Annotated in this window: 12 protein-coding genes and 1 other annotated feature; of the genes, 11 read left to right on the top strand and 1 reads right to left on the bottom strand. The window is 51.7% G+C overall.

From position 1 onward, the window contains the following. The first annotated feature begins 27 nt into the window (after positions 1-27). The 8 genes from pgeF to SBI19_RS15850 all read left to right on the top strand — a co-directional run bounded on the left by pgeF (position 28) and on the right by SBI19_RS15850 (position 8,090). The gene (pgeF, locus tag SBI19_RS15815) at positions 28-879 is read left to right on the top strand and encodes a peptidoglycan editing factor PgeF (RefSeq protein ID WP_317969826.1); all 852 of its coding nucleotides are present in this window, start codon (positions 28-30) and stop codon (positions 877-879) included. Beyond that, on the top strand, positions 876-1,592 hold the full coding sequence (locus tag SBI19_RS15820) for a YggS family pyridoxal phosphate-dependent enzyme (RefSeq protein ID WP_317969828.1): 717 nt from the start codon (positions 876-878) through the stop codon (positions 1,590-1,592). Before pgeF ends, SBI19_RS15820 begins: the two co-directional genes overlap by 4 nt. A 3-nt stretch (positions 1,593-1,595) precedes the next feature. Continuing rightward, a complete protein-coding gene (locus tag SBI19_RS15825) occupies positions 1,596-2,075 on the top strand; it encodes a cell division protein SepF (protein WP_317969830.1) in 480 nt (159 codons plus the stop codon). Between the two features lie 7 nt (positions 2,076-2,082). Then, complete coding sequence (locus tag SBI19_RS15830; RefSeq protein WP_317969832.1) at positions 2,083-2,352, top strand: YggT family protein; 270 nt, start codon at positions 2,083-2,085, stop codon at positions 2,350-2,352. Between the two features lie 15 nt (positions 2,353-2,367). Continuing rightward, positions 2,368-3,156, top strand: coding sequence for a YlmH family RNA-binding protein (locus SBI19_RS15835; RefSeq protein WP_317969834.1), 789 nt, complete (start codon positions 2,368-2,370; stop codon positions 3,154-3,156). Positions 3,157-3,237: 81 nt separating this feature from the next. Beyond that, positions 3,238-3,726, top strand: coding sequence for a DivIVA domain-containing protein (locus SBI19_RS15840; protein WP_317969836.1), 489 nt, complete (start codon positions 3,238-3,240; stop codon positions 3,724-3,726). A 90-nt stretch (positions 3,727-3,816) separates the two neighbouring features. After that, positions 3,817-4,164, top strand: a binding site (T-box leader). A gap of 56 nt (positions 4,165-4,220) precedes the next feature. Beyond that, positions 4,221-7,316, top strand: coding sequence for an isoleucine--tRNA ligase (gene ileS / locus SBI19_RS15845; RefSeq protein ID WP_317969838.1), 3,096 nt, complete (start codon positions 4,221-4,223; stop codon positions 7,314-7,316). Positions 7,317-7,745: 429 nt separating this feature from the next. Next, complete coding sequence (locus tag SBI19_RS15850) at positions 7,746-8,090, top strand: DUF5665 domain-containing protein (protein ID WP_317969840.1); 345 nt, start codon at positions 7,746-7,748, stop codon at positions 8,088-8,090. Here the strand turns inward: SBI19_RS15850 and SBI19_RS15855 are convergent. Next, positions 8,087-8,836 (bottom strand): TraR/DksA C4-type zinc finger protein, encoded by a 750-nt coding sequence (locus SBI19_RS15855; RefSeq protein WP_317969842.1) that lies wholly within the window; start codon positions 8,834-8,836, stop codon positions 8,087-8,089. The two genes, SBI19_RS15850 and SBI19_RS15855, sit on opposite strands and share 4 nt — an antisense overlap. Positions 8,837-9,126: 290 nt before the next feature. On the opposite strand from SBI19_RS15855, the gene lspA reads away from it, so the two are divergent. The 3 genes from lspA (at position 9,127) to SBI19_RS15870 (ending at position 12,053) form a co-directional block, all read left to right on the top strand. After that, positions 9,127-9,660 carry a signal peptidase II gene (gene lspA, locus SBI19_RS15860; protein ID WP_317969844.1) on the top strand — a complete coding sequence of 178 codons (534 nt, stop codon included), beginning with the start codon at positions 9,127-9,129 and terminating at the stop codon, positions 9,658-9,660. An 18-nt stretch (positions 9,661-9,678) separates the two neighbouring features. Next, a complete protein-coding gene (locus SBI19_RS15865; protein WP_317969845.1) occupies positions 9,679-10,683 on the top strand; it encodes an RluA family pseudouridine synthase in 1,005 nt (334 codons plus the stop codon). Positions 10,684-10,817: 134 nt separating this feature from the next. Continuing rightward, on the top strand, positions 10,818-12,053 hold the full coding sequence (locus tag SBI19_RS15870; protein ID WP_317969847.1) for an LL-diaminopimelate aminotransferase: 1,236 nt from the start codon (positions 10,818-10,820) through the stop codon (positions 12,051-12,053). Positions 12,054-12,292 lie beyond the last annotated feature (239 nt).

Here is a 12,292-nt window from a genome sequence, read left to right on the forward strand (position 1 = left end):
CTGAATAGACATAAAGAGGTGGCACGAATGGAACCATTTGTATGGGATCAGGCTGAGCGCGAAGGGGCTTCGCTCATGCGGCTTGACGCGTGGGAGAACGCAGATGCCCGCATTACGGCAGGCTTTACGACGAAACTAGGCGGCGTTAGCGGCGGCCAATGGTCATCGCTCAATATGGGACTGCATGTGGGTGACCGGGATGAGGATGTTGTAACGAATCGCAAGCGGCTCACAGACGCGCTTGGATGGCCGTTCACAGCGTTCACATGCGCGGAACAAGTTCACAGCGATAGCGTACATATTGTAACGGCTGAGGATATCGGTCGCGGACGCGATTCGCGGCAGTCGGCATTGCAGGATACGGATGCCCTTGTAACGAATGTTCGCGGCGTGCTGCTCGCATCCTTTTATGCAGATTGTGTGCCATTGTACTTCTATGACCCTGTCCACAAAGCTGTTGGCCTGGCTCATGCTGGATGGAAAGGTACGGCTTCTGAGATCGCGTGCCGGACTGTCGAGACGATGCAGCAGGCGTTCGGAACGGATCCTTCGCAGCTTCTCGGTGCGATTGGTCCTGCTATCGGCGGGTGCTGCTATGAGGTAGATGGCCCTGTTATTGGTCGGATGGAGTCGCTCTGCAGCGGTTTTGCCGGTACGCCGGCAGTTGAGTCAATGATTCGCCGAACGCAAGATGGCAAGGCGATGCTCGACTTGAAAGAAATCAACCGACAGATTATGATAAAAGCAGGAATTTTGCCGACTCATATCGAATTATCATCGTGGTGTACCAGCTGTCGGAGTGATCTGTTGTTCTCGCATCGCGCAGAGCATGGTGCAACCGGCCGCATGGCAAGCTGGATTGGCATGGAGAAGAGGTGAACCTCTTGTCGACGTTAGCAGAACGGATACAAGATGTGGAACAATTAATTCAGGCAGCATGCGCACGCAGCGGAAGAAGCCGTGATGAAGTGAACGTCGTCGCTGTAACGAAATACGTGTCGCTTGACAGCGTTCGAGACGTTGTCGCGCATGGCGTTCGTCAGCTGGGAGAGAACCGCTGGCAGAACGCGAAGCCGAAGTGGGAAGCGCTGCAGGAGCTGCCGCAGTCGGAGGCGCCGATCTGGCATTATATCGGATCGCTTCAGACGAACAAAGTGAAGGACGTCATCGGCAAGTTTACATACATTCATTCACTGGACAGGCTGTCGCTGGCGCAAGCTATCGCAGATCGAGCAGACAAGCTAGGCATCATCGTACCTTGCTTCATTCAAGTCAATGTATCGGGTGAGGATAGCAAGCAGGGCTTAGAGCCGGAGGAAGTGCCAGCGTTTCTACGCGAGTTGAAAGGATATCGTTCGATTCGGCCAATCGGTCTGATGACGATGGCGCCTTTCGAGGCGGAAGCAGAAGAGACGCGGCCTGTATTCCGAGCGCTCCGGCAGCTGCGCGATCAGCTCAATGAACTTGGCATTGTGGAGCATCCGTTGACCGAGCTCTCGATGGGCATGTCCAACGATTTTACAGTAGCAATTGAAGAAGGAGCAACCTGGGTACGTCTTGGCACGATTCTAGTGGGGAAAGAGGAGGCGTAAGTAATGAGTGTAATGAATCGTTTCATGAATTTTTTTGGTCTTCAAGACGAAGAAGAAATTATTGAGCACGATAAGGTTACGCAGCAGCCGCATCAGCAGCAGCATGCTGAAGAACAACACGAGAATGATTTTGAAACCTCGCCGTTCGAAGCGCGTAAACAATCGAAGAGCTCCAATATTGTGAGTATCCACTCGCAGAAAAATGTTCGGGTTGTGTTGAACGAGCCACGTTCGTTCGAGGAAGCACAAGAAATTGCCGATCATCTGCGTGCGCGCCGCGGCGTTGTAGTCAATCTGCAGCGTGTACCTAGTGATGTTGCGAAGAGGATCTTCGATTTCCTGCTTGGCACGCTTTATGCGGTCAGCGGAACGATGAACCGGATCGGACCAGGTATTTTCTTCTGCGCGCCAGAGAACGTAGAAATTCAAGGAACCATCTCCGAACTGCTAGTGGACGAACAGGATTACAAACGAATGAGGTGACCTTGATTTGCTAAGCACACTTAGCCACTATGTATTTCAGCTTGAATACATTTATACCTATTTGATTATCGGTTACGTATTGTTGTCGTGGTTTCCGAATGCAAGGGCGAGCTTTATTGGCCAGCTATTGGGCAAAATCGTCGAGCCGTACTTGTCCATCTTCCGCAGATTCATTCCACCAATCGGCGGCATGATTGACATTTCTCCGTTCATTGCGCTTGTAGCGCTCAATTTCATTGCTTACGGCATTGTGTTCGTGCTGGACTTCTTCCTGTAGGTACGAAGGCAGCCGATGAATGCGAAGAGCAATATTTACGACCATTTCCACCCGGACGAGCGTGCATTCGTCGATCGGGTGGACGAGTGGATCGAGCGGGCTGCACAGCAGCATGAGTGGAAACGTACCGATTATTTGGACCCTAGGCAGATAGAGATTGTACGTTCGCTTGCTAACCGGAATGGCCGCGTCGAGATTCGGTTCGAAGGCGGCGGTTCGCATGCCGAGAGGAAGCGGGCGCTTATTGCGCCGGATTACGCGTATCTCGACGATGAGCCAATGGGCGTGCAGGCAATTGCCGTTACGGCAGATTCGCAAGGCCATTTGGAGCTGGACCACGGGGATTATCTCGGGGCACTGCTCGGGCTTGGCGTCAAGAGAGATCTGATCGGCGACATTCATGTGCATGAGGATGGCTGTCATGTCCTTGTCACGGAAGAAATTGCCGACTATATCAATATTCATTTGCGTCAAGTCCACCGGATTCATGTCCTGACCGAGCTGATTCCGTTATCAGCGCTTCGCGAAGTTGTGCCGAAGCTGGAGGAAATGAGTCTTTCGGTGGCTTCTCTGCGTTTGGACGGTATCGCAAGCGATGCTTACCGTATCAGCAGAACGCGTATTGTTGATCCGATCCGAGCCGGACGATGTCGTGTCAATTGGAAGGTCGTCGAAGACCCTTCCGCCATGCTGAAAGCTGGCGATATGATTTCGATCAAGGGGCTCGGCCGATTCAAAGTAATGGAAATTGAAGGAATGACAAAAAAAGGCAGAGTTCGCGTGCTGATTGGGAAATTTATTTGATCTGATGCAGGATTTTGGACGGTGCTGTCGAACAGATTCATTACAAACACAGATCCGTCATATCCATTAGGAGGTGCGCCAATGCCGCTAACGCCATTGGACATACATAATAAGGAATTTGGAAGAAGACTTCGCGGTTACGACGAGGATGAAGTTAATGAATTCCTGGATCAGGTCATCAAGGACTACGAGTCGTTGATTCGAGAAAACAAAGAAATGCAGAACCAGATGCTCGGACTGCAGGAAAAGTTGAACCACTTCTCCAACATCGAAGAAACGCTAAGCAAGACCATTATTATCGCGCAGGAAGCTGCCGATGAAGTGAAGACGAACGCGAAGAAGGAAGCGCAGCTGATCGTGAAGGAAGCGGAGAAGAACGCTGACCGGATCATCAATGAGGCGTTGTCCAAGTCGCGTAAGGTAGCTCTTGAGGTCGAAGAGCTGAAGAAACAGGCTTCGATCTACCGCGCAAGGTTCCGTACGCTCGTTGAGGCGCAGCTCGAGCTGCTCAGCCAAGACGGTTGGGAAGCACTGGAATCGAACGCCGCAGCAGCGCAGGAACGTCTGTAGCCTGCCTGCTGTTCAATAGGAAGAGATGCAGCGTGCCGAATTTGACAATTCCGGCACGCTGCGCTATAACTAGTTATATTATGAATGAAGTGAACTTCGTTGACGAGAACAAGTACGCTGCGTTTCCGTTCCCCAGAGAGCCGGCATTTGCTGAAAGCCGGCGTTCGGTATGCATCGGAATATCCTCTCTGAGAAGCAGTGCTGAACATGTGCAGACCGGTTGTCGCAGCAGCGATAACATCAGGCTGGCAGCAATAAGCGCTGACGGATGTCCACCGTTACAGGGAACTCGAACGAGAGACGCTTACTAGCGCTCGTTCGTGACAGAGGTGCCATTCATACCTCGGCTGCAGCATATAGAAGCTGCGACGATGGCCGCTATTCGCGGAAGGATGAATGGAACGAGGGTGGTATCGCGAGCAATGACTCGTCCCTTATTGGGGACGGGTCTTTTTTCATTTCATTAAGGTTCAATTGGAAGGGGAATGACAACGATGCAGCGCGTAGACGTCAAGGAACGCGCGCGGAGCCGCGAGCTTCGCGTACTGGAACAATGGAGAAACAATGACACGTTCAAGCAATCGATTACGAACCGGGAGGGCAAACCGAACTTTGTATTCTATGAAGGACCTCCTACCGCTAACGGTGCGCCGCACATCGGTCACGTGCTTGGCCGCGTAATCAAAGACTTCATCTGCCGCTATAAGACGATGTCGGGTTACCGTGTCGTTCGCAAGGCGGGCTGGGATACACACGGTCTGCCAGTTGAGCTGGGCGTGGAGAAGCAGCTTGGCATCTCCGGCAAGCAAGAGATCGAGAATTATGGCGTTGAAGCGTTCATCAAGAAATGTAAAGCGAGCGTATTCGAATACGAGAAGCAATGGCGCGAGCTGACGGAAGCAATCGCATACTGGACAGACATGGACAATCCGTATATCACGCTCGACAACAACTACATCGAAAGCGTGTGGCATCTGCTCTCTAAGATTCATGAGAAAGGGTTGCTGTATCGCGGTCACCGCGTAAGCCCATATTGCCCTTGCTGCCAGACGACGCTCAGCTCGCATGAGGTTGCCCAAGGCTACGAGGACGTTAAAGATCTAAGTGCAACGGTTAAGTTCAAGCTTGCAGACTCGAACGAGTATGTGCTTGCATGGACGACGACGCCTTGGACGCTTCCTGCGAACGTAGCGCTCGCTGTGAATCCTAATCTCGATTACGCGAAAGTGAAGCGCGGCGAAGAGACTTACGTTGTAGCACAGGCGCTTGTTGAGTCGGTGTTCAAGGACGGCGAATACGAAATTGTTGGCACAGTTAAAGGTGCGGACCTTGTTGGCAAGAGCTATGAGCCGCCATTCCGCTACGTTGCGATCGAGAAAGGTCATTTCGTAATCGGCGCTGAATTCGTCAGCGATACGAGCGGTACGGGTATCGTTCACATCGCGCCAGCGCATGGTGACGATGACTATAAGGCAGCACGCGCGAACGGCATCAGCATGCTGAGCGTCGTGAACAATGCCGGCCGATACGTTGACGAAGTAACGGATCTCGCAGGCCGTTTCGTTAAAGATTGCGATATTGACATTGTCAAAATGCTGAGCGAGCGCGGCCTGTTGTTCAGCAAAGAGAAATACGAGCACAGCTATCCATTCTGCTGGCGCTGCAAATCGCCGCTGCTCTACTACGCAACGGAGAGCTGGTTCATCGAGACGACAGCTGTCAAAGATCAGCTGATCAAGAACAACAGCGAAGTGGATTGGTACCCAGGCCACATTCGCGAAGGCCGCTTCGGCAAGTTCCTGGAAGACTTGGTCGACTGGAACATCAGCCGTAATCGTTACTGGGGCACGCCGCTCAACGTATGGGTGTGCGAAGCAACGGGCAAAGAATATGCGCCGAGCAGCATCGCCGATCTTCGTGCTCGCGCGGTTGATTTTGTGCCAGAGGATATCGAGCTTCACAAGCCTTATGTGGACGAAATCAAACTGAAATCGCCATTCGCAGAAGGCGCTGTGATGACGCGTACGTCTGAAGTTATCGACGTCTGGTTCGACAGCGGCTCGATGCCCTTCGCTCAGCAGCACTATCCGTTCAGCGACGAGTCGAAGTTCGCGGATCAATATCCAGCAGACATTATCTGCGAAGGCATCGACCAAACGCGCGGCTGGTTCTTCTCGCTGCTCGCCGTATCGACGTTATTCAATGGCAAAGCGCCATATAAAGCGGTCATCTCGACGGGTCACATTCTTGATGAGAACGGTCAGAAAATGTCCAAGTCGAAAGGCAACGTTATCGATCCTTGGGAAATCATCAATGAGTTCGGAACGGACGCATTCCGTTGGGCATTGCTTGCGGACAGCGCTCCTTGGAACAGCAAGCGTTTCTCCCGCGGTATCGTAGCCGAGGCAAAATCGAAAGTCATCGACACGATCGTCAATACACACGCGTTCTTCGCATTGTATGCAACGATCGATGGCTATAACCCAGCCGAGCATCCATATCAGCCTTCGACGGCTAAGCTGGACCGCTGGATCGTATCGCGTCTCAACAGCTTGATCGCGCAAGCGGTGAAAGGTCTTGATGCGAACGACTTCCTGAACCCTGCGAAAGGCATTGAAGCATTCGTTGATGAACTCAGCAACTGGTATATCCGTCGTTCGCGCGATCGATTCTGGGGAAGCGGCTTGACGGAAGAGAAACTGGCTGCATACGGCACGCTGCGTCACGTTCTCGTAACACTGTCGCGTCTGATTGCACCTTACGCTCCATTGCTTGCAGACGATGTATACGGCAATCTCGGCGGCGAAGGCAGCGTTCACTTGGCGGACTTCCCGACGGCCGATGAGTCGGCAATCGACGAAGCGCTGGAACGCGATATGGAGACAGCGCGTCAAATCGTTGAGCTCGCACGCAACGTGCGTAACGAGACGGGCATCAAGACGCGTCAACCGCTGTCTGAGCTGATCGTATCCCTTGACCGCGACTTCAACGTCGCAGCCTATGAGGACATCATCAAGGACGAGATTAATGTGAAGACGATCGTAATCGAGAACAGCGACAGCGGATTCGTTGATTTCACGCTTAAGTTAAACCTCAAAGTAGCAGGCAAGAAGTTTGGTAAGAACGTAGGACCAATCCAATCGTATCTGAAAGAGCTGGCTGCTGATCAGACACGTGCAGCTGTCCAAGGTGGCGGTCTGTCGTTCACGACGGCGGAAGGCGAATCGATAGCGATCACGGTTGAAGAGCTGCTTGTTGAAAAGCAGGCGAAAGCTGGCTTCGCATCGGCATCCGGTTACTCGCTGACGGTTGCTCTGAACACGGACATTACGCCAGAGCTCGAGCAAGAGGGTTGGGTGCGCGAAGTGATCCGCGCCGTGCAGGATACACGCAAGAAGCTGGATTTGCCAATCGAGAAACGTATCGATCTGGTACTCGAGGTCGATGCAGAGCTGCAGGCAGCGCTGCAATCGTTCGACAACGTGCTGCGTGAGAACGTACTTGTCAACACGGTATCGTTCGGTTCGGCTGAAGATATGGAGCGGGTTGAACTCGGCGGCAAGACAGTTGGAATTCAAATCCTGAAATAAGGACAATCTAAATAGCAGCACAACATAAAACGAGCGCAAACTGGATGAGCAATCATCAAGTTTGCGCTCGGTGTTGTTATGAGGGAATTATAAGTTCTCGACTTCTAGGGAAACTTATTTATTTGCAGCCTTGATAGCCTTGTGTTTCATTGGGACACGATGCTCGAACAAAAGTTAGTTGTGCCCCGCAGGGGCATTGTTCTTAAAAGCTCGAACAAAAGTTATGCCCACAGGGCATACGACTCCACGCACGCATGACATAAACTGCGCCTCTGTTAATCCCTCGATCCATTCCGGGGTCCAGGGGTTGGAAACCCATGGGGCCCTCCCAGGGAGGGTTTGGGTGGGTAGAAACTCTTCATTTAATAAGTTAATTAAAGGGGTAAAGGGGCGCTGCGCCCCTATCCTTCACCGAAAGGATGGGCCGTTATGGTATCGATTACGAAAGATGCGGACGAGAAACAGGAACTGAATGCTCTTCGGGCTTCGTTGAACGCAGTTGATCGGCAGCTGCATCAAGTAGCCAAGGATATGGAACGGGCGCAAATACGCGACTACATCGAGCTGCTGAATCGGCCGTTTCGGCTCATATGGCGCAATTTCTTGTCAGGAACAGCGCGCGGCGTCGGCATCGCGCTAGGCTTTACCGTATTCGCCGCGACCATCCTCTACGTACTGCGGTTACTCGGTGCGCTGAATCTTCCGATCATTGGAGATTTCGTCGCTGACCTGGTTAGAGTCGTTCAAGCACAGCTGGAAGGCAAAATGTATTAGAAACTGCGATTGTTCGAATCGTCATCGGCGTCATAAGAGTTGAAGGACAACTCGTCATCGCCTTCGCCATGCGACATATATTCATGGTATTGACGATTGCGGACGACGGAAACGACTCGACCAGTAATATCGGTAGCGAGGAAGCTTTCAATGGGCTCGACGAATCCTTCATTCTCGTCGGCTTCTGTATACATTTCGTTATAGGAGTCGACTTCCCGATTTTCAGACATGGCGGGCGAGTTCGAGTTGCCATAATGCTCGACGATCTGCCAAGCATCTTCACCATCGAAACCGACATAACCATCATCCTCGCGACGACTTCGACCGAATGCAGGCTGCAGGAAATCTTCTTCGGCAGGGCGTCGGTTTGACAGCTCCTGCCGCGGTGCATGCTGTGCACAGTATAAAGAATCGGGCAGCGCCTCCAGCCGTTCAATCGGAATGGCTTGTCCGCATGTTCTGCACTTGCCATAAGTGCCGTTATCGATCGCTGCTAACGCGGCGTCGATCCGTTCGAGATGTAAATCCTGCAGCTCATGAATCGCTAGATCTTTGCTGCGTTCGAACATTTCAGTTGCTACATCGCCAGGGTGGTTATCGATCGGAGACAGCTCGCCGGTCTGATCCTTGAGCGAGTTGGCCAGACCGCCATCTTCGCTGTCATGCTGCGATTGCTCGAGTGATTTTCTGTTGTCGATGAGCCGACTTCGAAAATGGGCGATTTGCTGCTCGCTAAGTATCGTCAATGTCAGCACCTTCCTTCTTATGCATTTACACGTGTTTTCGATTGTGCGGCAATAGCTATAGGGTGAGCGGAGAGGCGACATTTTAGCAAAGCAGGGAGGCGGAGGTTCAAGCCTGTTCTGGATAGTTCTGCAATCGGTAAGCAGGACCTTCGTCCTTGTATGATGTGGTCGCTGTTGCAAAGTTTATGCTACAATAGATAGGACTGTCATGCATATGCTTACGAAGCCAGCAATTTGCTAGCAGAGAGTGTATTTCAGAAAGTAACGCGAATTGCTTTAGGAGGGAAACGATGCTGCGATTATTGTTTTATCTTGTAATTAGTGGTATTACGTTTTTGGTGGATTACATATCCAAGAAGGTCATCGTCAATGAGCTGGATCTGTATGAGCAAGTGCATGTAATCGGGGATTTCTTCGTCATTACATCGATCCGGAATACGGGTGCGGCGTTCAGTCTTCTTGAGGACCAGCGCGTATTCTTTCTCATTATCACGACCGTCGTCACGATTGCGCTTGTTAGTTACATGACCTATCTGACCCGCAAGCAAGGCAGAGCTGTTCTGCTTACGGGACTTGCCATGGTGCTTGGCGGCGCGCTTGGAAACTTCATCGACCGCGCAAGATCAGGCGAGGTAGTGGACTTCCTGCAATTTACGTTCGGCAGCTATACGTTTGCTATTTTTAACCTTGCAGATACAGGGATTTTTATTGGTGTCTGTTTAATCATCCTGGATTCACTGCTTGCAGCAAGAGCGGAGAAACAGGCTTATGTTGACAAGGCGATTGCGGCGTCGTATCTGGAGCCGAAACAACCGCAAGAATAGGAAGGAAAGATCGGAATAATGGCACAAGATTGGAATACGGATCAAGAAGAGACCGAAATCGAATATGTATATGAAATAGATGAAGACGATACTTCGGAAGATGGGACATCACTCGAATGGGAAATCGATGATTCGGCTGCCGGAGAACGGCTGGATAAATTCGTAGCTGACGCTTTCGACGATGAGGCTGTTTCGCGTACGCAGATTCAAGAGTGGATAAAAGCGGGCGCAGTGCTTGTGAACGAGAATGAAGCGAAGCCTAAGCACCGACTCGTTGTTGGTGATGTGGTGACTGTTAATGTGCCGGAAGCACAGCCTACGGAAATTGTGGCAGAGCCGATTCCGCTGCAAGTTGAGTACGAGGACAGCGATGTCATCGTCATTAATAAGCAGAGAGGACTTGTTGTGCATCCTGCGCCGGGGCACTCGTCTGGTACGGTCGTTAATGCGCTGCTATACCACTGCAAGGATCTGTCGGGCATTAACGGCTCGATTCGTCCTGGCATTGTGCATCGTATCGATAAGGATACGTCCGGCTTGTTGATGGCTGCCAAGAACGATACAGCGCACGCCTCGCTTTCTGCACAATTGAAAGCGCACACGGTTACTCGCAAATATATTGCGCTTGTGCACGGTAACGTGCCTCATGAACGCGGTACGGTTGATGCGCCGATCGGTCGTGATGAGCGTGACCGCAAAATGTTCACGGTCACGGAGAAGAACAGCCGGCATGCGGTAACGCACTTCAACGTCATCGAGCGCTTCGGCGATGACTATACGTTGCTTGAGCTGCAACTGGAGACTGGCCGCACCCACCAGATCCGCGTCCATATGAAGTATATTGGCCACCCGCTGGCCGGAGATCCAATGTATGGAAGAAGCAAGACGGTCGATCTGAACGGTCAGGCGCTTCATGCGGCGATTCTAGGCTTCGAGCACCCGAGAACAGGCGAATATCTGGAGTTCGAGGCACCGATTCCGGATGATATGGCTCACGTGCTTCATAGTTTACGTCAGCGTTAAGCCGTGAAATAGTACAAATTTTTTGCGCATTCGTATATTTTAGTCGACGTATAGGATGAGCTATGCTGTTAACATAAATATACGCGGTTCGGGAGTGCTGCTCCCGCGCCCTGTCACGGAAAGGTGATCGAGCAATGACGCAGATGAATCAGAACTATTTGGAGCTTCAAGGCAGCTATCTGTTCTCTGAGATAGCGAAACGCCGTACGAAATTTGTACAAGAGAATCCGAATGCCGACATTATTAGCCTTGGTATCGGTGACGTAACGCGAGGACTTCCAACTGCAGTCGTGCAAGCGATGCATGCAGCCGTCGATGAAATGGCGCAGCCGGGTACGTTCCGCGGCTATGGTCCGGAGCAAGGTTATGATTTTCTTGTTCAAGCGATTATCGAGAATGACTATAAATCACGCGGCGTCGACATTCAGTTGAACGAAGTTTTCCTGAGTGACGGCTCCAAGTGCGACGTTGGTAACATTCAAGAAATTTTCAGCCAAGATGCAGTTGTTGCGGTACAAGATCCGGTATATCCGGTTTATGTCGATACGAACGTAATGGCTGGTCGCTCCGGCAAGTTCAACCGTGAGACGAACCGTTATGACAATATCGAATATCTGGAGTGCAATGCGGCTAACAACTTCAAGCCAGCTCTGCCGAAGCGTAAAGTTGACATCATCTATCTGTGCTACCCGAACAACCCTACAGGTATGACGCTGTCGAAGGAAGAACTGAAGGTTTGGGTTGACTATGCGAAAGCGAACAACTGCATTATTTTGTTCGATTCCGCTTATGAAGCATTCATCACGGAAGCGGATGTGCCACGCAGCATCTACGAGATCGAAGGCGCGAAAGAAGTAGCGATCGAGTTCCGCAGCTTCTCGAAGACGGCAGGCTTTACAGGCATCCGCTGCGCATACACAGTTGTGCCTCGCGAGCTCAAAGGCTTCGACAAGGAAGGCAATGTGCTGCTTGTGAATGACCTGTGGAACCGCCGTCACACGACGAAGTTCAATGGCGTGTCGTACGTCACGCAGCGCGGCGCTGCAGCGATCTACTCGCCAGAGGGCAAAGAGCAAGTGAAGTCGATCATCGATTACTACATGACGAACGCGAGCATCATCCGCGAAGGCATGAAATCGATCGGTCTGGAAGTGTACGGCGGCGTTAACGCGCCATACATTTGGCTCCAGACGCCGAATGGCGTTGACTCCTGGTCGTTCTTCGACCGCCTGCTGTCGGAAGCGAACATCGTTGGTACGCCTGGCGTTGGTTTCGGCCAAAGCGGTCAAGGCTACCTGCGTCTGACGGCATTCGGCAGCCGCGAGAACACAGAGCGTGCTGTTGAGCGTATTCGCAAGCTTAAACTGTAAATGTTGATAGGAACGCCATCATCCTTCGGGATGGTGGCGTTTTTTATCTCGTATGAAGTATCCAAGGTTGAGTAGTAGGTGCAGAAATGCGCATTATGGAGACGTTGAGTCGCTAACGGGAACAATAAGGTTAGAAATGAATGCACCCATGGAGCCTGTGGTCGACAACAAGAGTAATAAGGTGCAGAAACGCACCATATTGGAGCCATCGGGTTACAGCGAGTCTGATAAGGTGCAGA

This window comes from Paenibacillus sp. CCS19 (assembly GCF_033239625.1).
In the GTDB taxonomy this organism is placed as follows: Bacteria; Bacillota; Bacilli; order Paenibacillales; family Paenibacillaceae; genus Paenibacillus_T.

What these genes read in the sequence shown, in the direction of transcription:
- SBI19_RS15840 (WP_317969836.1), top strand. Translation starts at nt 3,238, where the DNA reads ATGCCGCTAACGCCATTGGACATACATAATAAGGAATTTGGAAGAAGA.
- SBI19_RS15825 (WP_317969830.1), top strand. Translation starts at nt 1,596, where the DNA reads ATGAGTGTAATGAATCGTTTCATGAATTTTTTTGGTCTTCAAGACGAA.
- ileS (WP_317969838.1), top strand. Translation starts at nt 4,221, where the DNA reads ATGCAGCGCGTAGACGTCAAGGAACGCGCGCGGAGCCGCGAGCTTCGC.
- SBI19_RS15835 (WP_317969834.1), top strand. Translation starts at nt 2,368, where the DNA reads ATGAATGCGAAGAGCAATATTTACGACCATTTCCACCCGGACGAGCGT.
- lspA (WP_317969844.1), top strand. Translation starts at nt 9,127, where the DNA reads ATGCTGCGATTATTGTTTTATCTTGTAATTAGTGGTATTACGTTTTTG.
- SBI19_RS15865 (WP_317969845.1), top strand. Translation starts at nt 9,679, where the DNA reads ATGGCACAAGATTGGAATACGGATCAAGAAGAGACCGAAATCGAATAT.
- pgeF (WP_317969826.1), top strand. Translation starts at nt 28, where the DNA reads ATGGAACCATTTGTATGGGATCAGGCTGAGCGCGAAGGGGCTTCGCTC.
- SBI19_RS15850 (WP_317969840.1), top strand. Translation starts at nt 7,746, where the DNA reads ATGGTATCGATTACGAAAGATGCGGACGAGAAACAGGAACTGAATGCT.
- SBI19_RS15870 (WP_317969847.1), top strand. Translation starts at nt 10,818, where the DNA reads ATGACGCAGATGAATCAGAACTATTTGGAGCTTCAAGGCAGCTATCTG.